17 protein-coding genes are annotated in these 20,871 nt (G+C 65.0%); 6 read left to right on the top strand and 11 right to left on the bottom strand.

The window, feature by feature from the left end; all coding sequences use genetic code 11:
- The first annotated feature begins 138 nt into the window (after positions 1 to 138).
- The 6 genes from Q8R61_RS09235 (at position 139) to Q8R61_RS09210 (ending at position 6,572) form a co-directional block, all read left to right on the top strand.
- Complete coding sequence (locus Q8R61_RS09235; RefSeq protein WP_305536472.1) at positions 139 to 384, top strand: hypothetical protein; 246 nt, start codon at positions 139 to 141, stop codon at positions 382 to 384.
- Positions 377 to 2,584, top strand: coding sequence for a bifunctional diguanylate cyclase/phosphodiesterase (locus Q8R61_RS09230; protein WP_305536470.1), 2,208 nt, complete (start codon positions 377 to 379; stop codon positions 2,582 to 2,584). The genes Q8R61_RS09235 and Q8R61_RS09230 overlap by 8 nt, the downstream gene beginning before the upstream one ends.
- On the top strand, positions 2,581 to 3,399 hold the full coding sequence (locus Q8R61_RS09225) for a hypothetical protein (protein ID WP_305536468.1): 819 nt from the start codon (positions 2,581 to 2,583) through the stop codon (positions 3,397 to 3,399). Before Q8R61_RS09230 ends, Q8R61_RS09225 begins: the two co-directional genes overlap by 4 nt.
- An 82-nt stretch (positions 3,400 to 3,481) precedes the next feature.
- The gene (locus Q8R61_RS09220) at positions 3,482 to 5,296 is read left to right on the top strand and encodes an SLC13 family permease (RefSeq protein WP_305536466.1); all 1,815 of its coding nucleotides are present in this window, start codon (positions 3,482 to 3,484) and stop codon (positions 5,294 to 5,296) included.
- 169 nt (positions 5,297 to 5,465) lie between these two features.
- Entirely contained in the window at positions 5,466 to 5,825 is a 360-nt protein-coding gene (locus tag Q8R61_RS09215) for an MbcA/ParS/Xre antitoxin family protein (protein WP_305536464.1), read from the top strand.
- On the top strand, positions 5,826 to 6,572 hold the full coding sequence (locus Q8R61_RS09210) for an RES family NAD+ phosphorylase (protein WP_305536462.1): 747 nt from the start codon (positions 5,826 to 5,828) through the stop codon (positions 6,570 to 6,572).
- Positions 6,573 to 6,599: 27 nt separating this feature from the next.
- Here Q8R61_RS09210 and atzF read toward each other — a convergent pair whose 3' ends face one another.
- The 11 genes from atzF to Q8R61_RS09155 all read right to left on the bottom strand — a co-directional run bounded on the left by atzF (position 6,600) and on the right by Q8R61_RS09155 (position 20,871).
- A complete protein-coding gene (atzF, locus tag Q8R61_RS09205; protein ID WP_305536460.1) occupies positions 6,600 to 8,396 on the bottom strand; it encodes an allophanate hydrolase in 1,797 nt (598 codons plus the stop codon).
- A 10-nt stretch (positions 8,397 to 8,406) separates the two neighbouring features.
- Complete coding sequence (gene uca, locus Q8R61_RS09200) at positions 8,407 to 12,009, bottom strand: urea carboxylase (RefSeq protein WP_305536458.1); 3,603 nt, start codon at positions 12,007 to 12,009, stop codon at positions 8,407 to 8,409.
- Positions 12,010 to 12,073: 64 nt separating this feature from the next.
- A complete protein-coding gene (locus tag Q8R61_RS09195) occupies positions 12,074 to 12,733 on the bottom strand; it encodes an urea amidolyase associated protein UAAP2 (RefSeq protein ID WP_305536456.1) in 660 nt (219 codons plus the stop codon).
- A 10-nt stretch (positions 12,734 to 12,743) separates the two neighbouring features.
- Positions 12,744 to 13,550: an urea amidolyase associated protein UAAP1 gene (locus Q8R61_RS09190; RefSeq protein ID WP_305536454.1), complete on the bottom strand. Its 807-nt coding sequence runs from the start codon at positions 13,548 to 13,550 to the stop codon at positions 12,744 to 12,746.
- Positions 13,551 to 13,552: 2 nt separating this feature from the next.
- The gene (nikR, locus tag Q8R61_RS09185) at positions 13,553 to 14,023 is read right to left on the bottom strand and encodes a nickel-responsive transcriptional regulator NikR (RefSeq protein WP_305536452.1); all 471 of its coding nucleotides are present in this window, start codon (positions 14,021 to 14,023) and stop codon (positions 13,553 to 13,555) included.
- A 7-nt stretch (positions 14,024 to 14,030) separates the two neighbouring features.
- Complete coding sequence (gene glnT, locus Q8R61_RS09180) at positions 14,031 to 15,443, bottom strand: type III glutamate--ammonia ligase (protein ID WP_305536450.1); 1,413 nt, start codon at positions 15,441 to 15,443, stop codon at positions 14,031 to 14,033.
- Positions 15,444 to 15,456: 13 nt separating this feature from the next.
- Positions 15,457 to 16,233 carry a creatininase family protein gene (locus Q8R61_RS09175; protein WP_305536448.1) on the bottom strand — a complete coding sequence of 259 codons (777 nt, stop codon included), beginning with the start codon at positions 16,231 to 16,233 and terminating at the stop codon, positions 15,457 to 15,459.
- A gap of 10 nt (positions 16,234 to 16,243) precedes the next feature.
- On the bottom strand, positions 16,244 to 17,155 hold the full coding sequence (locus tag Q8R61_RS09170) for an ABC transporter ATP-binding protein (RefSeq protein WP_305536446.1): 912 nt from the start codon (positions 17,153 to 17,155) through the stop codon (positions 16,244 to 16,246).
- A gap of 11 nt (positions 17,156 to 17,166) precedes the next feature.
- Entirely contained in the window at positions 17,167 to 18,123 is a 957-nt protein-coding gene (locus tag Q8R61_RS09165) for an ABC transporter permease (protein WP_305536444.1), read from the bottom strand.
- Positions 18,124 to 18,142: 19 nt separating this feature from the next.
- On the bottom strand, positions 18,143 to 19,141 hold the full coding sequence (locus tag Q8R61_RS09160; protein WP_305536442.1) for an ABC transporter substrate-binding protein: 999 nt from the start codon (positions 19,139 to 19,141) through the stop codon (positions 18,143 to 18,145).
- A 365-nt stretch (positions 19,142 to 19,506) separates the two neighbouring features.
- Positions 19,507 to 20,871 (bottom strand): FMN-binding glutamate synthase family protein, encoded by a 1,365-nt coding sequence (locus Q8R61_RS09155; RefSeq protein WP_305536440.1) that lies wholly within the window; start codon positions 20,869 to 20,871, stop codon positions 19,507 to 19,509.

The raw sequence follows: 20,871 nt of genomic DNA, 5'->3' as shown, positions 1-20,871 counted from the left end.
CGGGAACAGCGGCGCAGCGCGTCCGCCAATACCGCGAAGGAGGGCTAGGGTTCCGGTCCCGCAAGGGATGCTGGTCTGAGAGCCGCCGGTTCCGCCGACAGGCGGGACTCCACGAAGGGACAAAAGCTCGGGGGCCACATGTCACTGTTCGTCGAACTGCCGAAGGGGCCGCCGCTGATCCTGTGCGGCGACGCCGCCGACCTCGCGGAAAATCTCGAGCAGGAAATCGCCCCCGGCCTGTGCTGGCAGGACGGCGAGGACGAGGCGCTGGCAAGCATCCGCAAACTCAAGACCCTGGCACGGCAGGCGCGCGCCGAGCTGTGGCCCAACCACGATATCGCCTTCTGGCGCACCCTGCGGCGCTTCCCCGACTTCCATGAATAGGTGGACGCCTCCCCCGCCTTTCGGAACGGTCGCGACGGACACCGCCGCGCCGCTCGACATCACTCGCCTGCTCACCACTATTACCGACAACCTCGTCGGCATGATCTACCGCTGCCGCATCGACGCGATCTGGACCATGGAATACGTCAGCGAGGGCTGCCACAAGCTCACCGGCTACCGCCCCGACGAACTGGTGTTCAACAATCGCGTGTCCTACGGCCAGATGACGCTGCCGGAAGACCGCGAGCGCGTCAGCCGTACCATCCACGACGCGCTCGAAGCCAACCAGACCTTCGACGTGGAATACCGCATCCTGCGTGCCGACGGCCGCGTGCGCTGGGTGCTGGAGCGCGGCGTCGGCCTGCGCAACGCGCACGGCCAGCTGGCCTGGATCGAGGGCTTCATCCAGGACATCTCCGAACGCATGGCCGCCAATGAGACGCTGCACGAAGCGGTGCGGCGCTACCGCAGCCTGTTCGAACATGCCACCGAAGGCATCTACCAGACCACGCCGGAAGGCCGTTACCTCAACGCCAACCCGGCGCTTGCGCGCATTTACGGCCATGCCTCGCCGAATGCGCTGATCGCGCATCTGCACGACATCCCGCGCCAGCTCTACGTGCTGCCGGAACGGCGCGTCGAATTCGTGCGCCTGATGCAGGAACAGGGCGTGGTGCGAAATTTCGAATCGCAGGTGTATCGGCACGACGGCCGCATCATCTGGATTACCGAGAACGCGCGCGCGGTGAAAAATGCCGACGGCAGCGTGCAGTTTTTCGAAGGCACCGTGGTCGACATCACCGAGCGCAAGCAGCACGATGCCGAACTCGAATACCAGGCCAGCCACGACAGTCTGACCGGCCTGCCCAACCGCTCGCTGCTGCGCGACCGCATCGAGCAGGCCATCGGCAAGGCGCGGCGTGACAATCATCTGGTCGCAGTGGCGTTCGTCGATCTCGACCACTTCAAGCTGATCAACGACAGCCTGGGCCACCACGTCGGCGACCGGCTGCTGCTGGAGGTTGCCGACCGGCTGATGGCCTGCGTCCGCGGCCACGACAGCGTGGCGCGCCAGGGCGGCGACGAGTTCGTCATCGTGCTCACCGAACAGCACGACAAGAACGAAATCATTTCCATCGTCGGCCGCCTGCTCGAGGCGATCTCACAGCCCTGGGTGGACGAAGGCCAGGAATACGGACTCAGCTGCAGCGTCGGCATCAGCTGCTTCCCGCAGGATGGTGACGACCCCGACGCCCTGCTGCGTTGCGCCGACGCCGCCATGTACAAGGCCAAGGCCTCCGGACGCAGCACCTACCATTTCTTCACGCCCGAACTGAACCAGGCGATCAGCGAACGCCTCGAACTCGAGAACAGCCTCCGCCACGCGCTTGAGCGCGATGAATTCATCGTCTACTACCAGCCGCGCATCGAGGTCGCCAGCGGCCGCATCGTCGGTACCGAAGCCCTGATCCGCTGGAACTGCCCGGGCAAGGGTCTGATCCCGCCGGACAGCTTCATCCCGATCGCCGAGGAAACCGGCCTCATCATTCCGATCGGACAATGGATCCTGCAGGAAGCCTGCCGCCAGAACAGTGCCTGGCAATCCGCCGGCCTGCTGCCGATCAGCATCTCGGTGAACCTGTCGCCGATCCAGTTCCGCCATGCAGGCCTGGTGGACTCGGTAGCGGAGGCACTCGCACAGGCCGGTCTCGATCCGGCCTATCTGGAGCTGGAACTGACCGAATCCTTCGTCATGCAGGACGCCGAACGCATCAATGTCGCCATGCAGGCCCTGAAAAAACTCGGCGTCGACATCGCCGTGGACGACTTCGGCACCGGCTATTCGAGCCTGAGCTATCTCAAGCGTTTTCCGGTCGATCGCCTCAAGATCGACAAGAGCTTCGTGCGCGACATCGACACCGACCCCGACGACGCCGCCATCGTGCGCGCCATCATCACCCTCGGCCACGCGCTCGGGCTCAAGGTGGTGGCCGAGGGCGTGGAAACGCCTGCTCACCTCGAATTTCTGCAGCGGCACGGCTGCGACGAACTGCAGGGCTATTACTTCAGCCGACCGGTTCCGGCCGCCGGGATGGAGGCCCTGATGCGAGGCCCGGAAAACGCCTGCTGCCATTGCCTGGCCACCCTCGACACGCACACCGCCAGCGCATGCGGCTGCGAAGAGCAGATTTTCGAATGACCGCACGCATCCCCGTGCCGCCCGCGGACATGATCGAGCCGCCCGCCCCGGTTCCCGCGCACTACCTCGGCGTCTGGCAGCGCAGCCTGCTGGAGACGCCCGCCGCGCGCGACATGACGAGCCGCGTGCTGTGGCTGCAGACGCCGCGCTGGCACGCCGACCTGCGCATTCCTGCCGACCGGCCGGATTTCGCCGGCGTGACGAGCCTCGCCGAATGCGACGACGCCCAACTCGCCTGGCTCGCCACCCAGCAGGGCTTCTGCGGCGTCACCCAGGTCGACGGCGAGCGCTGCACCTGGCATCGGCAAATGGACATTCAGCCCACCAACGGCGGACGCGACACCGGCCGCATGATCGTCGACGGCGAGCGCATGACCGAAACCGGCATCGAAGCGGACTATCTGGAAATCTGGGAACGCCTGCCGCACAGCCGTGGCGGCGTGGCGGCGCTCGAACTAGCGGCAGAATTAGGCCGCCAGCCAGCCCGCCCTACCCGGCTGCTGGTTGCCGGCGACTGCTTCATGTTCGTGCGCGGCCGCGCCGCACGCCTGCCGCGCGCGGCCGATCTGAACACGCTCATCGCCCATGCCCGCCCCGACCGCGAACAGCTGCTTGCATGGCTCGATATCGAAATCAGCTTCGGCCGCCGCTCCGGCCCCACGCCCTGGCGCATCGAACATTCCACCCTGCCTTTCCGCGAGGGGCATTGCGTCACGTCTCCCGGCGCGCTCCAGCGCCGCGGCCACCAGCGGGTCGTTGAAGGCCGGGGCGAACGCCGCTGGATGATTCTGGACTGGGCAGTGACAACGCTGTAACCCGCAGTGGGCGCCGGCAAACTTCCGGCAGGCAGGCAGTGCCCTAGAATGCGGGTTCCGTATTCCCCTGCCGAGGACGTTCATGAGTCTTGAGCAGATGCTCATCGTCGGCATCCTCTTCGCCACCGTCGGCATGTTTCTGTGGGGACGCTGGCGCCACGACATGGTGGCGGTGGGTGCGTTGCTGGCCTGCGTGTTTGCCGGCCTGGTGTCGTATGCCGACGCCTTTGCCGGCTTTGCCCATCCGGCCGTGATCACCGTGGCCTGCGTCCTGGTATTGAGCCACGGCCTGCAGACCTCGGGCGCGGTGGACGCCCTGACCCGCCGCGTGCTGCCCGCCAGGGCCGGGCCGACACTGGCCATTCTTTCGCTGACCACGCTGGGGGCGCTGCTGTCCGCCTTCATGAACAATGTCGGCGCACTGGCGCTGCTGATTCCGGTGGCGATGCAGCTGGCCACCCGCCTCGACCTGCCGCCCGGCAAGGTGCTGATGCCGCTTGCCTTCGGCTCGATTCTCGGCGGCACCACCACGCTGATCGGCACGCCGCCCAACCTGATCGTATCCGGCCTGCGCGAAGAAGCCGGCCTCGGCAGCTTCGGCATGTTCGACTTCAGCCCGGTGGGAGTCGTACTCACGCTGCTGGGCGTGGCTTTCATCGGTCTCGTCGGCTGGCGCCTGGTGCCGGCTCGCACCCGGACGGACGCCGAGGGCTTCGATACCGGCACCTACCTGACCGAAGCGCGGGTGACCGAGAACAGCAAGGCGGCCGGCATGAAGCTGCGCGAGATCGAGACGGCACTGGAGGACGCGGAAGCACAGATCATCGGCCTGGTGCGCAACGACGTGCGGGTGTCGGCCCCGAATGCCGGCCGTCACATCCTGGCCGGCGACATTCTGATCATCGAAGCCGAAGCGGAAACGCTGGCCAATGCCCTGTCCAGTCTCGGGCTGGTGCTGGAGGAATCCCAGTCCAACATGGACAAGGACGACACCGGCGATGCCGCTCCGCCGGACGAAAGCAAGAAGGCGCCGCCGTCGGATGAAATCGCGCTGGTGGAACTGGCGATCCTGCCGTCATCCGGCCTGCTTGAACGCACGCCGAGCGACATCCAGTTGCGCAGCCGTTACGGCATCAACCTGCTCGCGGTCTCAAGCCAGGGCAAGCGCAGCCGGGCCCGGCTGCGCACTTATCGTTTCAAGGCGGGCGACGTGCTGCTGATGCAGGGCACGCCGGAAGCCATCGCTGAATTCGCATCCGCCACCAATTGCGTGCCGCTGGCCGAACGCGCGCTCTACATTCCGGACAAGCGCAAGGCGATCACCGCGAGCCTCATCCTGGGTCTGGCGGTCGTCGTCGCGGCGCTGGGAGTGCTGCCGATCGCGGTCGCCTTCACCGCCGGCGTGCTCGCTTCGATGGTGCTGCGCACGGTGCCGCCGCGCGCAGTCTACGAGGCCATCGACTGGCCTGTCGTCATCCTGCTCGGGGCGCTGATCCCGGTGGCAACCGCCATGCAGAGCACCGGCACCGCCGACCTGATCGCCCGCTTCCTGCTGGACCACATTGCTCAAGGCGACGCCGTCATCGCGCTGGCGACGCTCCTCATCGTCACCATGATGCTGACCGACCTGATGAACAACGCGGCCACTGCGGCAGTGATGTGCCCGATCGCGCTGGGCGCCGCCAGCCAGCTGGGCGCAAATCCGGACACCTTCCTGATGGCGGTGGCGGTCGGCGCCTCGTGCGCGTTCCTGACGCCGATCGGCCATCAGAACAACACCCTGATTCTCGGGCCGGGCGGTTTCCGTTTCGGCGATTACTGGCGCATGGGCCTGCCGCTGGACGTGATCGTCATTGGCGTCAGCCTGCCGATGCTGATGTGGGTGTGGCCCTTGTGACCGTTGCCTGTTCAGGCCAGGGACGACTTACTGATGCAAGACCTGGCGGGGTTTTACTTGGAATGAAGCCGGTTTTTGGTAGGCCGACCGCCCCTTTAATTAATGTGCTTATTACATAATTTTTGCTATATTGTGCGTATATAACATTTTTACCCAGCAAGGAGCGGCCATGAATCTCGCACTCGCCCAGGATGCAGACAGGGTCAGCGTGCTGTCCGAGGCATTCGGCAATGCCGGCAAATTCCTCGGCATGAGTCAGGCCGACCTTGGGGAAATCATCGGCAAGGACCGCACGGTGGTCAGCCGGGGACGGATCGATCCCGACAGCAAGGCCGGCGAACTCGCGCTGCTGTTCATACGCTGCTACCGCGCGCTCTATGTATTGGTCGGCGGCGGCCAGAAGGAAATGCGTCACTGGATGAACACGGAAAACCGCCACACCGGCGGCGTTCCCGCAGAGCAGGTCAAGACCGTGCAAGGTCTTGTCAGCGTGCTCGAATATCTGGACGCCATGCGGGGCAAGCTGTAAGTGGTCGACTGGGATGCCTGCCTTGCAAAGGCAACCGCAGGCCTGATTTCCGGCCGTTTGCTCCGCCTGGTCGAGAGTCAGGAAGAAGTCGCCACCACTCAGCTGGTCAGCTCGCTAGAGCGCCAGGCCGTGCTGGAAGAACTGCTGGAAGCCACCAAGCCGCCCCGTCGTGTGGGGACGGAAAGGCTACATTACCTGCTCGCCACGCCCTTCCGCTACCCGCCCCTGAAACATGGCTCACGCTTCGGGTCGCGTATCGAGCCGAGCCTGTTCTACGGCTCGCTGGGCTTGAATACCGTGCTGGCCGAGGCGGCCTATTACCGCTTCGTCTTCTGGCAGGGCATGACGGTGCCGCCCGAGGACAAACTGGTCACCCAGCACACGATGCTGGAGGCAGAATACCGAACCGAGCGAGGCCTGCAGCTCCATGCGCCGCCCTTTGCAACACACAAGAAACAGCTCACCCACCCTTCCAACTATGCCGCCACTCAGGAACTGGGTTCGAAGATGCGACAGGCCGGCATCGAGGCATTCGAGTATCTCTCCGCGCGCGATTCCGAGGGCGGCGTGAATGTTGCCTTGTTCACCCCTGATGCCCTGCCGGACAACGAGCCGGTATCAAAAGAGTCATGGCTGTGCGAACTGACTGGCAGCCACGCCAAGTTCAGCGCCGGGCACAACCGGACGATCCATGGCTTCGAGGCGGATCTGTTTCTGGTCGGCGGCGAGCTTCCTCAACCTGCGTGAGTAGAGAAGAGTTCTGATCACGAACCGTCAATCGGGTGTTGAAACACGACACCACGCCCGCCATCCCCCGAACGCCGTGATGTCCTTCGCATCGGCCACGCCGATGCCTTCGCAGATAAACCCGCTCACCACCGATCCATCGGCGAGTTCCAGCTTGCCGATGCCGAGCGGCGCGGGAATGCCTGCGACGAAGGAACCGAACTGGCTGCTGGGCATTTCCCAGACTTCGCAGGCGATCGATGCGCCGCCCGCTTCCACCTTGATGAGGCCGGGGCGCTTGCCGTCCGGCAGGGCATAGAAGCGGTATGTTGGCGCGGTCTGTGCCGCACCCACCAAACGCGCGTTGCGCTCGGTGAGCTGGTGATTGAGCGGCAGGCCGGAGAGGTGGGCGCCGACGACGGCGACCCGGACCTGGCCGTCCGGCAACAGATTCAGTTTCTCGGCAAGCGGCAGCGCGTGATCGGCGGCGCCGAGCTTGCCGCCCAACGCCTGCTGCATTCTGGAGGCCAAATGCAGCAACGGACCGTCCTGGTGCGGCGGCGCGACGAGGGTAACGCCGAACGGCAGGCCGTCGTTCTGGAACCCGGCCGGCACGGCGGTGGCGGCCAGATCGAGCAGGTTCATGAAATTGGTGTAATAGCCCAGGTTGGCGTTGAGGCGGATGGGGTCGGCCTGCATTTCGTCCACACGATAGATCGTGCCGGCAGTGGGGGTGAGCATGACGTCGATGTCGTTCCACACCGCATCGCAAATCCGTTTGAGTGAACGCAGCGTGTAGAGGTGTGCGAAGGTGTCGGCGGCGCTGATATCGCGGCCGCCGGCGATGATCTCGCGCACCGGCGGGAAGACGTTCTCGGGTTGCGCGTCGAAGAAATCCCGGATGGCGAGATAGCGCTCGGCGACCCAGGGGCCGCCGTAGAGCAGGTGCGCGGTGTCGAGGAAGGGGGCGAGGTCGACTTCCACCGGCGTGCCGCCGAGCGATGTCATCCTGGCCACCGCTTCGCCGAACAGCTGCTCCGCCTCGGCATTGCCGAAGAATTCCAGATCTTTCTGCATCGGCACGCCGAAACGGAAGCCGGGCGCGCGGCCGAAGTCGAATCCGTGCGGCGCCAGCGGGCGCGAATATTCGTCCTCGGCGTCGAAGCCGGCAGCGACCGCCAGCACGCGCTCGGCGTCCTCGGCGGTGAGCGCGAAGATCGACACCGCATCGAGCGAGCGGCACGCGGGCACCACGCCGCGGGTGGAGAGCGCGCCGCAGCTCGGCTTGTGGCCGACCAGTTGGTTGAACGCGGCGGGCACGCGGCCGGAGCCGGCGGTATCGGTGCCGAGGCTGAAGCTGACGAGTCCCAGCGCCACGGCGACGGCCGAGCCGGAACTGGAACCGCCGGAAATGAAATCGGGATTGAAGGCGTTGCGGCAGGCGCCGTAGGGCGAACGGGTGCCGTTCAATCCGGTGGCGAACTGATCGAGATTGGTCTTGCCCAGCGGAATCGCGCCGGCATCGATCAGGCGCGCAACGACGGTCGCGTGTCGCTCAGGCGTATACGCATACTCCGGGCAGCCGGCGGTGGTGGGCAGGCCGGCGAGATCGATGTTGTCCTTGATGGCGAAGGGGATGCCGTAGAGCGGCAGGATCGCGATGTCCTGGCCTTCGAGCTTCCTTGCATAGGCCCGCAGGGTGTCGGCGTCGAGACGGCTGATCCAGATGGCGTGGCTGTCTTCGCTGCCCAGCCGGCCGAGCAGATCGTCCACCAGTGCAAGCGGCGTGAGTTCGCCCGACTGATAGCGCTGGCGCAGGGTGGCGATGTCGAGCGATGGTTTCATTGTCTATTCCTCACTCGCTCACCAGCACCAGCAGGTCCTGCCCGGCGGACACCTGCCCGCCCTCGCGGCAGAACACCTTGTGGATGCGGCCGTCGCACGGCGCCATCACGGCGAATTCCATCTTCATCGATTCGACGATGACGAGCGGGTCGCCCTGCTTCACCTTGGTGCCCTCCTCCACTTCCACCTTCCACACGTTGCCGGCGACATGGCTGGCGATGGCGCGGCCATTTTCCGGCAGGTCGAGTTCGCTGTCGGGCGCGGCTTCGGCCACCGTCAGGTCGCTGGCGTACTCGGCCTGGCCGCTTTCCCGCCAGCGCTCGCGCTCGGCGTCGAACGAGGCCTGTTGCTGCGTCTTGAAGGCGGTGATGGACGTGCTGTTGTCGGCGAGGAACTGGTTGTATTCGCGCAGGCTGAAGGTGGTTTCCTCGATCTTCAGCTGGTAGCGGCCGAGCGGGAAATCCTCGCGGATTTTCAGCAGCTCTTCTTCGCTCACCGGGAAGAAGCGCACCTGGTCGAAAAAGCGCAGCAACCACGGCTTGCCGTCGGTGAAGTCGGCGGTCTGCCGCCAGCGGTTCCACATCTGCAGCGTGCGGCCGACGAACTGGTAGCCGCCGGGGCCTTCCATGCCGTACACGCACATATAGGCGCCGCCGATGCCGACGGCGTTTTCCGGGGTCCAGGTGCGGGCGGGATTGTACTTGGTGGTGACCAGGCGATGGCGCGGGTCGACCGGGGTGGCCACCGGCGCACCGAGGTAGACGTCACCCAGGCCCATCACCAGGTAGCTGGCGTCGAAGACGATCCGCTTCACTTCTTCGATGGAGTCGAGGCCGTTGATGCGGCGGATGAACTCGATGTTGGAGGGGCACCAGGGCGCATCCTTGCGCACCGACTGCATGTACTTCTCGATGGCCAATTTGGTCGCAGCGTCGTCCCACGACAGCGGGATGTGAACGATGCGGGTCGGCACCTGCATGTCCTCGATCGCGGGCAGTGCCTTTTCCGCGGTCAGCAGCAGGTCCATCAATTTGCTCAGCGGCAGCACGCGCGAATCGTAGTGCACCTGCAGCGAGCGGATACCGGGGGTGAGGTCGAGGCTGCCCGGCACGGCCATCGCCTGGAGATGCGTCATCAGCGCATGCACGCGGAAGCGCAGGTTGAGGTCGAGCACCAGCGGGCCGTATTCGATGAGCAGGTACTTGTCGCCGGCGCGGCGGTAGACGACGGCGACGGGGTTATCGGTTTCGGGCGTGCGGTGCAGCACCGGCTCGGCGAGCGGCCCGTTATCTGCGATCAATACAGGCGCGGCCGGGGCAGCGAGGCTGGCGATGGCGGCATCCTGCGTCGCTTCCATCTGTTCGGCCTGCGTCTGCGAGAGGCGCTTGAAGCGCACCGTATCGCCGGGACGCAGCTGGCCCATCTTCCACAGCTCGGCCTGCACGATGGTCGCCGGGCAGACGAAGCCGCCGAGGCTGGGGCCGTCAGGCCCGAGGATCACCGGCATGTCGCCGGTGAAGTCGACCGCACCGATAGCGTAGGCGTTGTCGTGGATGTTGGACGGATGCAGACCGGCTTCACCGCCGTCCTTGCGCGCCCATTCTGGACGCGGACCGATCAGTCGAACGCCAGTGCGACTAGAGTTGTAATGGACCTCCCAGTCGGTGGCGAAGAACATCCCGATGTCGGCGTCGGTAAAAAAATCCGGCGCGCCGTGCGGGCCGTAGAGCACGCCGATTTCCCACGCGTGGGTGTAGGCGGGGATCAGCGCGGCGGGCAGCGTATTCTCGCTGACCGCGGATTCCGATGCTGAAACATGCAGCACATCGCCGACCCGCAGCGTGCGCCCGGCGTGGCCGCCGAACTGGCCGAGCGTGAAGGTCGATTTGCTGCCGAGATAATCCGGCACGTCAAAACCGCCGCGCACCGCGAGGTAGGCGCGGCAGCCGGTGTCCTTGATCGCGCCGAGTTTGAGGATCGAACCGGCCTTCACCGCATGCGCAGCCCAGTTGGCCAACGGCACCCCGTCGAGTTCGGCGCCCATCTCGGCGCCGGCGAGCGCGATCACTGCGTCGCAGTTGAAGCGAAGCGTGGGGCCGGCGACGGTCAACTCGAGCGCAGCCATTCCTTCGGCGTTGCCGGCCAGGCGATTGGCGAGCCGCAGCGCCAGCGCATCCATCGGCCCCGACGGCGGCACGCCGACGTCCCAGTAGCCGGTGCGGCCCGGCCAGTCCTGGATACTCGACTGCACCCCAGGTTCGATGACGTCGACAGTCGCGGGATGGTAGCGGAAGGCATTCAGATAACGCGTGGTCTGGCGCCCTTCCACGTACACCGCATCGCGCACGATCTGGCCAAGGTAACCGAGGTTGGTCTCGATTCCGGCGATGCGGGTATTCGCCAGCGCCTGCTGCATTTTTTCCAGCGCCTCGGTGCGGTCACGACCCTTGACGATGAGCTTCGCCACCATCGGGTCGTAGAACGGCGGCACCTCGGCGCCGCGCTCGACCCAGGTCTCGATCCGCGCACCCTGCGGGAACACCAGTTCGGTCAATACGCCGGCGGCGGGCTGGAAGTCCTTGCCCGGGTCTTCGGCGTAGAGTCGCACCTGCATCGACGCGCCTTGGGGTTCGGCCTTGAATCCAGATAGATTCAGTTCGCCGGCGGCCTCTTTCACCATCCACTCGACCAGATCGACGCCGGTGACTTCCTCGGTGACGCCGTGCTCGACCTGCAGCCGCGTGTTCACTTCCAGGAAGTAGAACTGACCGCTCAAGGTGTCGTAGACGAACTCGACCGTGCCGGCGGACCGATAGCCGACCACCTCGCCGAGGCGCACGGCGGTGGCGAGCAATTGTTTGCGTTGCAGATCGGTGAGGCCCGGCGCGGGGGTTTCCTCGATGACCTTCTGGTTGCGCCGCTGCACCGAACAGTCGCGCTCGCCCAGCGCGACCACGTGCCCCTTGCCGTCGCCGAAGATCTGCACTTCGATGTGGCGTGCGTGCTCAACGTATTTTTCCAGGAAGATGCCCGCCTCCTTGAAGTTGGCACGCGCCAGCCGCTCGACCGACTGGAAGGCTTCCACCAGCTCGTCGGCACTCCAGATCAGCCGCATGCCGATGCCGCCGCCGCCGGCGGTACTCTTCAGCATCACCGGGTAGCCGATGCGCGCGGCTTCGGCCTGGGCGTGGCCGGTGTCACTCAATAATCCCGAGCCCGGCAGCAGCGGCACCTGGTTGTGCTCGGCCAGATCGCGCGCAGTGTGCTTGAGTCCGAAGGCGCGCATCTGGTCTGGGCTGGGGCCGATGAAGGCGATGCCGGCCGCTGCACAGTCCTCGGCGAAGCCAGGGTTCTCGGAGAGGAAGCCGTAGCCGGGGTGAATCGCCTGGGCGCCGGTGGCCTGCGCAGCTTCGAGGATTTTCTCGGCGCGCAGGTAGCTCTGCGCCGCCGGGGCCGGGCCGATTTCCACTGCTTCGTCGGCGAGGCGTACGTGCAGGCTGTGGCGATCGGCCTCGGAATAGACAGCGACCGACTTCACCCCCAAGCGGCGCAGGGTGCGGATGATGCGGCAGGCGATGGCGCCGCGGTTGGCGATCAGGACTTTCTTGAACATCGTTTACCTGGTGCGGGGCGTCCCGCATCTATACACGGCCGGCCCGGGTCGTCCCGGGCCGGATTTATTGCGGGTTCCAGAGGAGGAACCGGGCCGGTGTCGGATTGTAGGCGTTGCAGGGATTGTTGAGCTGGGGACAGTTGGAGACCAGCATCCACAGGTTCATTTCGGCGCGCAGTTCGACGTACTTTCCGGGCGCCGAGACACCGTCTGCGAAGCTCAGGTCACCCGCTTCGGTCACCGGCACGTTCATGAAGAAGTTGATGTTGGGCACCAGGTCACGCTTGCCCAGGCCGATGTCGGCATGCTGCAGCGCCGTCAGGTAATTGTCGCGGCAGCTGTGCATGAACTTTTTCTGCAAGGCGTAGCGCACCGTGTTGCTCTCGGCCGCGCAGGCGCCGCCGAGGGTGTCGTGGCGACCGCAGGTGTCGGCGACGATGGTCAGCATGGGGTTGCCGTCGTCGCTGTACAGCACTGAGCCGGTGGTCAGGTAGATGCCGCCTTGGCGCAGGATGGTTTCGGTGGCGCTGTAGTGCTCGGCGCCGTCGTCGCGGTTGTAGAAGATGACGTCGACGGCCTGATTGCCTTCGAGGTCGACGATGCGCAGCGTCTGGCCCTTGTCGATCGCCAGCAGGTAGGGTTCACCGGCGGGCAGGGTGTGGTCGAGCACGGCAGCCTCGGGGGCGAGCGTGCTTTCCTGGATGCGAATGGCGGCAGTAGTCATGGCAGGTGCCTCAGGTCAGGTAGAGCATATCGGTGTTGTGCAGGGCGCGCGCGTTCTCTGGGCGAAAGCCGCGGCAGTAGTCGTCCCTGGGCGCAGGGCCGGAGCGCCACACGGCCAGACCGACCTTGCAGGCCGGATAAACCGGCGCCGGGTTGAGCGGATGCGGCGCGGCGGAAAACGCGACCAGCACGTCCATGTCCATGCGCAGGTCGACAAAGTCGCCGGCCTGGGCATGGTCGGGCACGAAGCGGAAGCGCCCTTCGTCGTCGACCGTGATCTTGCTGAAGACATTGACCGGCGCCACCAGATCGCGCTTGGCCAGGCCGTATTTTCCGATCTCGATCAGCAGGCCGTCGCGGCCGGAACGCGTCATGCCGTTGCGGTTGGCCTGGTAGGAATGCTCGCCGTATTTTTCATGCATCAGGCGGTTGTCGAGCAGCATGCCGAGCGGGTCGTGCCAGCCCAGGCTGTCGGCCGTGAACGAGGCCATGGCCCGGCCCATGTCGCTCATCAGCACGTGGCCGCGCGTGTAGTGCGCGGTGTGCTGGGCCTTGAGCGAATCGGGCATGTTGTAACGCTCGAGTTTTTCCTGCGCCGAATACAGCACCAGCGACAGGTTGGCCCCGGCGTCGAGCGCAGTGATCCGCAGCGTAGTGCCGCGCGGCAGGCGATAGGACCAATGGCCGCCGCCGGGCACCAGTTCGGAGAACAGCACCTTGTCCTCGGGCAGGTCGGGGGCGAAGCGGCGCCAATGCTCGGGCACGTCGACCGGTGCCGAAACAGGCGGGTTGTCGATGAGAAGTTCGGGATGATCCATGGCTATTCTTTCGTATCGCTTGCAGGGGCATGCAGGGGCGGGATGACCGCCGCCAGCAGTTTCAGGTGGCCGGTGATGACGCCGCGCAGGGCAATCATCTCATCGGCGATGGCCTGGAGCTGGGTGGCTGGGCCCTGAACCAGAAGCACCTCCAGCATCTGGTCTTCGGAGAGGTGCACGTGCAGCGAGCTGATGACTTCGGCGATGTGCTGGTACTGAATGTCCGCCAGCTTGCCCTGCAGGCCACGCGTGTCGCGATTGTAGAGCAGCGTCAGCGTACCGGCCATGACCTCGCTTCCGAGCGACCGCTTGTGCTCGGCGAGCTGGTAGTTGACCATCTCACCGATCGCCTGCGAGCGGCTGCCGTAGCCGCGGCTCTCGACCATATGGTCGAGTTCCGCAAGCAGGTCGGGCGGCAGCGAGACGCTGATCCGGCTGACCAGGGTGGCGGGCTTTTCCAGGCTCATCTTCATGATCGGCTCAGAACATGTAGCTGTAGCGTTCCACTTCCCACTTGGAGACGGAGAGGTGGTAGGCCTCCCACTCCTCGGTCTTGTAACGGATGAATTCGTCGCGCAGTTCGCGGCCCAGGGTGGCCTCGACCAGCGGGTCGGCAGCAAAAGCGGCGACCGCCTCCTGCAGGGTCTGCGGCAGAAACTCGATGCCGCGCGCGTTGCGTTCTTCCTCGCTGATCGCGTACAGATTGTCCTCGTTCGGGTTGCCCGGATTCAGCCCTTCGCGAACACCTTCCAGTCCGGCGGCCAGCACCAGGGTCGCGGCCAGATAGGGATTGACCGCACCGTCGGCGTTGCGCGATTCGCAGCGCCCGCCGCCGGCCGGGATCCGGACCGAGTTGGTGCGGTTGTTGGAGCCCCAGGAGTTGAACACCGGGGCCCAGGAAAAGTAGCTCATGGCGCCGCGCCGGACCAGGCGCTTGTAGCTGTTCACGGTCGGCGCGAACACGGCGCACAGGGCGCGGCCGTGCTTGAGGATGCCGGCGACAAAACTGTAGCCGAGCGGAGTCAGACCAATGCCGTGGGGGTCGTCCTCGGGGGCGCAGGCGAACAGGTTCTGGCCGCTCGCGAGATCATAGAGCGACATGTTGAAGTGGGCGCCGTTGCCGGTCTTGTCGGCGAAGGGCTTGGGCATCATGGTGGCGAGGAGCCCCTCTTCCTTGGCGTAGTGCTTGGCCATGAAGCGGAAGAAAGTCAGCCGGTCGCAGGTGGTCAGCGCATCGGCGTAGTTGAAGTCGAACTCGAACTGGCCGTTGGCGTCCTCGTGGTCGAAGGAATACAGGTCCCAGCCAAGATCGTTGATCGAGGTGGCCATCTTGTCGAGCCAGGAGAAGTTGTCGACGAAGCCGCGCACGTCGTAACAGGGCTTGGTCAGCTTGTCATCGGCGACCGGCACCGACAGGCTGCCGTCGGCATCCTGCCTGAGCAGAAACACCTCGCACTCGATGCCGAGGTTCATGCCGTAGCCCAGCTCGGCCGCCTCGGCGAGCTGGTTCTTCAGCGCGACCCGGGTGTTGAGCGCATAGGGCTTGCCCTGGAAATGGTTGTCGGCCGGAATCCAGGCGATCTTCGGCTCCCACGGCAACTGGATGGCGCGGTCGAGGTCCGGCACCGAGGTCAGTTCGTCGTCGTTCGGCGCCTGGCCGAGGCCGTCCAGCGCATAGCCGGTGTAGCGCTCGGAGCCCTTGGCCATCTGGCCGAGGTGGGCGATCGGCACGACCTTGGCCTTGGGCACACCGTGTATGTCGACGTAGGCGCCGATGCAGTATTTCACGCCCTTGTCGGTCAGCTCGCGCTGCAGTTGCGCGGTTGCCTCGGCCGGATGATGGGTACCGGTGTCCGGTTTTTCCAGCACGGCGGTGTCGTCGATCGTATTCATGATGCGTCCTTGTCTATCGGTTTGTAGCGGAGACAATGTCCCCGAAATAGGAATGGTCGAGCGGCGGCGTCTCCACACTGCCTGTGCGAACCAGTGCGGCGAGGTCTTCCACCAGCCAGTCGAACCACTGCTGACCTTTCTCCGCGCTGGCAAGGCTGGGCGTGCCGGTGACCCCGTTGAGGCTGGTGCGATTCACGGGATGCGCGAAGACGCAGCCGCAGGTGCGGTCCGGATCGTCGGCCTCAGCCAGCTTGTCCGGGCGCACGCCCGCCGGGGCGATGGACAGCATGATCGAGGCCTCGGCGTCGTTGGCGTGCCAGTCGGCGGCGTCGGCCGAGTGGAACTGGCGCACCCGCTCGCTAAGCGTCGCGGTATTGATCACCGCGACCATCAGGTCGTCGTGCTCGGCGCGCAGCATCTCCAGCGCGCAGCGCAGCGGCGCGGCATTGGTGACGTGCGCGTTGACGATGAACAGGCGACGGATGCCGCTGTGATAGGCCCAGTCGCCAGCCTGCTTGACGACTTCAATGAGGGTGATCGGCTGCAGCGCGATTGTGCCAGGCCAGCGCCGGCTGTGGCCGAGCGAACAGCCGTACGGCAGCGTCGGCAGCATGGGCACGCCGGTCTGTGCGGCGACGGCGGCGCACAGCTGCTCGGCGATCACGAAGTCGACGCCGCAGCCGAGATGCGGGCCGTGCTGCTCGGTGGCGCCCACCGGCAGGATGGCGGCCTGCCCGCAACGGGCCAGCACGTCTGGGATTTCGGACCAGGTGAGATCGGACCAGCGCATAGTGAGCCTCTTACTCGACGTTGTCGTGCACGTCGGTGAAGCGAATCATGTGCGGTTTCACCGCCTGCTCGTCTTCCGGCAGCGGTTCCGGTGCCGGATGGATCAGCTCCTCCAGGCGCGCCTTGGTGGCACGAAATTCCGACGAGTTGAACTGGCCCGGCGAGCGGGGCCGCGGCACCGACACCTCGATCACTTCCTGCACCTCGCCGGGATGGGCCTTCAGCACCAGGATGCGGTCGGCCAGGTAGATCGCCTCATCGAGATCGTGGGTGATGAACAGCACCGTGACGTCGATGTTTTTCCAGATGTCGATCAGGTGCGACTGCATCTTCGAGCGGGTCTGGGCGTCGAGCGCGCCGAAAGGCTCATCCATCAGCAGGATGCGAGGCTGGTTGACCAGCGCTCGGGCGATGGCGACGCGCTGGCGCATACCGCCGGACAGCTGATGCGGATAGGCGTCGGCGAACTTGTCCAGGCCAACCAGTTCCAGCCAGGTTCGGGCATCCCGCTCCGCCTCGTCGTGGCTGCGGCCATTCATCTGCGGCCCGAACATCACATTCTTTTTTACCGTCAGCCAGGGAAACAGCGAATAGCCCTGGAACACCATGCCTCGGTCCTGCCCCGGTCCGGTGACCGGCTTGCCGTCGAGCAGCACATCGCCGGAGGTGTGATCTTCCAGCCCGGCGAGAATGCGGATCAGGGTCGACTTGCCGCAGCCGGAGGGGCCGATGACGCAGACGAATTCGCGCCGGCGGACGCTGAAGTCAATCCCGCGCAGCGCCTCGGTCTCGCCTTGGGGCGAGCGGTAGCGCTTGCCGAGGCCGCGCACTTCGAGAATGGTCTCACGCTGGTTGATCCGGTCGAAGCGCGCCCTCACGGCCTCCGACTGATCCAGGTAGCTGGGCAGGTTCTGATCGTTCATGGCTTGCCCTCTCAGCGGCGATCCTGGCTGCGATCCCAGGGGAACAGGCGGCGACCGAAGCGGGCCAGGATCAGGTCGGTGCCGAAACCGATGATGCCGATGATCATGATCGCGGCGTAGACGTTGTCGAAGTTCTGGTAGCGCGCCTGCTGGGTGATGTAGAAGGTGATGCCCGAGCTGGTGCCGATGAGTTCGGCGACGATCAGGTAGGTCCACGCCCAGCCCAGCAAAATACGCTGATCGCGATAGAGGTCCGGGAGGATGCCGGGAACCACCACCTTGGTAAGCAGCTTGACGCCGCGGGTGCCCAGGGTGCGCGCCGCCTCGACGATGGTGACTTCGAGCTTGCGCGTGGTGTTGGCGACGATGAGCACCTGCTGGAACAGGGTGCCGATGACGATGATCGCGATCTTGGGACCGTCGTAGATGCCCAGCACGGCCACCGCCAGCGCGCCGAAAGCGGGTGCGGGCAGATAGCGGAAGAATTCGATGAAGGGCTCAGTCAGGCGTCCAAAACTGGCGTAGGTCCCGGCGAGGATGCCGAGCGGCACGCCAATGATGGACGAGATCAGAAAGCCCCAGAAAATGATCTGGATGCTGTGCCACAGGCTTTCGTGCAGCCACGGTGCATCTTTTTGCACAGGCATCTTGGTGAAGCCGGTGTAGAAAGCCTGCGCCACTTCGTGCGGCGCAGGCAGGTAAATGGGGTTGGCCGGCTTGCCGGCCGGAAGCGCCAGGTTCTGTTCGCGCGCGTAGGCCACCTCGTCGTCGAACTGCGGCTTGTCGACCAGCATGCCGACCTGAAAATAGTCGATGCCACCGGGAACGGTGACCTCGACCTTGGGGTGCCAGATGAACGGGACATAGCTCACCAAACACCAGACGAACAGGGGCAGCAGAAACGAACCGACCGCCAGCAGCACGCGCTTGCGCTCGTCGGTTCCGGTCAGCATGGCGATCAGGCTCATTTCCGCTTCGCGCCCCGGCTTACTTGGCGAAGGTAAAGGACGCGTCGAGATAGCTGTTCACGTCCTCGGCCTTCTTGTACACCTCGTTGGCGACGTTGAACTCATCCGCGATCTTGGTCGAGCCGTACAGCGTCTTGAAGCCATCGCCCTTGACGTAGATTTTCTTCGCCTCGTCGAGGGTCAGGAGCTTGGTGCCCTTGAGCAGCGGCAGATAGGCTTCGGGCGACACGCCGACACGGGCGGCCATGATCTTCACCGCATCGGGCTGGGTCTTGGGATCGTTGATGTATTTCACCACGCGGTCCCACACCTTCACGACCTTGACCCAGTCGGCGCGGCGTTGCTTGGCGCTCGCCGGATTGACAGCCAGCACGTCGTAGATCAGGCCGGGTTCGTCGGCAGACGTATAGATCGGACGCGCGCCCGGAACCGACTTGATCGCCTGGCCGGAAATCGGCTGCCAAGCACCCACGGCAGCGACGGCGCCGGATGCCAGCATTTGCGGCATCTCATTGGTCTTCGCGTTCACCAGCGTGACGTCGGACTCCTTCATGCCGGCTTTCTTCAGACCGTTGAGCAGCAGCAGGTGCTCGACGAATCCCATCTCCACCGCGACCTTCTTGCCCTTCAGGTCCTTGAGGGTACGGACACCCGGCTTGCCGATGATCATGTCGTTGCCGTTGGAGTAGTCGTTGATCAGGATCATGACGCTCTTGCCGCCTGCCGCACCCGTGACGAGCGCATCGCCGTTGGTCATGGTCACAGCGTCGATCTTGCCGGCAGCGAAGGCATCCATGGACGCCGTGTAGTCGAACCACTCGAACGTCACCGGCACGCCGGCTTCCTTGAACCAGCCCTTGTCGATGGCGACTTGCCAGGCAACCCAGCCGGGCCAGTCGCTGTAGCCGATTTTGAGGGGTTGGGCGGCGTGGGCCGTGAGGGTCATCACGGCAGCGAGCGGAATCAGCAGCCGGGTGAAAAGCGTCTTGAGGGTGCTTCGGATGTGCTTCAGGTTCATGGTGGGCTCCTAGGTGATGGGTATTACCAGAGTGAATATTCGTAATACTCAACAGCCAATAAGCAACCGCCGTGCCATAGCAGCACTCTCCGTTTATCTGCATGAATGTAAAGAAATAATTGAGCGCTCTTGCGTATCCGCGAGGTCTGATCCGAGCATTCTTTTGGTGCATGGCCGCACCGATTTGGCGTCAACGAATAAGAAAAGCCGTGCGGAAAGATTCACCAGGGGGCTCGCAATCCGAACGCGTGAAGGCACCCGATACATGCGGAAAGCATTGGCGAAAACCCCAATGCTTTTTTTCGGGCCATTGAGAAATAACGACAAGCGCGCCACGCTGCCGTCCGCAGGGTTCTAGGAAATCATCAGCACCCGGTTACGCCGGGAATCCACGCTGTCCCGGCCAGAGGCACACGCGCCATCGCGGCAGCCTCGATGGTCAGCGCGACCAGGTCCTCCGGCTCGAGGTGGTGGACATTCTGCTTGCCGCAGGCGCGCGCGATGGTCGTCAACTCCATGTTCAGCGTCTTCAGGTAGTTCTTCAGATGCCGCGCGCCGACCTCGGGGGTCAGCCGCTGCTCGAGCACCGCATCCTGGGTGGTGATGCCGACCGGGCACTTGCCGGTGTGGCAGTGGTGGCAGTAGCCGGGGGCGGTGCCGAGGGCAGCGTAATCCGTTGTGGCGTCATGATGTGCGCCGTCCTGCCAGTAGCTGTCATGGTTGCAGCCCAAGGCGATCAGCACGCCCTGGCCGATCGACACGGCGTCGGCACCCATCGCCAGTGCCTTGGCGACGTCGGGGCCGCTGCGGATGCCGCCGGAGACGATGAGCTGCACCTTGCCCTTCATGTTCAGGTCTTCCAGCGCATCCACCGCCTGGCGCAGCGCCGCCAGGGTGGGGATGCCGACGTGCTCGATGAAGCAGGTCTGGGTGGCGGCGGTGCCGCCCTGCATGCCGTCGACCACGACGACGTCGGCGCCGGAATGCACCGCAAGCTTGACGTCGTTGAAGGTGCGCGTGGCACCGACCTTGACGTAAATCGGCTTCTCCCAGTCGGTCAGTTCACGCATCTCGTGGATCTTGATCGCCAGATCGTCGGGGCCGGTCCAGTCGGGATGGCGGCAGGCCGAGCGCTGGTCGATGCCGGCCGGCAGCGTGCGCATGGCGGCGACGCGCGGCGACACTTTCTGCCCCAGCAGCATGCCGCCGCCGCCGGGCTTGGCACCCTGGCCGATCACCATCTCGATGGCGTCGGCGCGGCGCACGTCGTCCGGGTTGAAGCCATAGCGCGAAGGCAGGCACTGGTAGACCAGGGTCTTCGACGACTGTCGCTCTTCCTGCGTCATGCCGCCGTCGCCGGTCGTGGTCGAGGTGCCGACTTCGCTCGCGGCACGCCCCAGCGCTTCCTTCACGTTGGCCGACAGCGAGCCGAAGCTCATGCCGGCGATGGTGATGGGAATCTCGAGCTCGATCGGCTTGGTCGCAAAGCGGGTGCCGAGCACGGTTTTGGTCGAGCACTTCTCGCGATAGCCCTCGAGCGGGTAGCGCGACAGCGAGGCGCCGAGGAAGACCAGGTCGTCGAAATTCGGCAGTGCGCGCTTGGCACCCATGCCGCGGATTTCATACAGGCCGTGCGCCGCCGCGTTGCGGATGTAGTCGATGGTCTTGCGGTCGTAGCCGAAGGATTCTTCCTTGACGACAGGTTTGGCGGGGTGTTCGTTGCTGCTCAT

Source organism: Thiobacillus sp. (genome assembly GCF_030696885.1).
GTDB lineage: Bacteria > Pseudomonadota > Gammaproteobacteria > Burkholderiales > Thiobacillaceae > Thiobacillus.
This window is presented reverse-complemented; position numbering and strand designations above follow the sequence as displayed.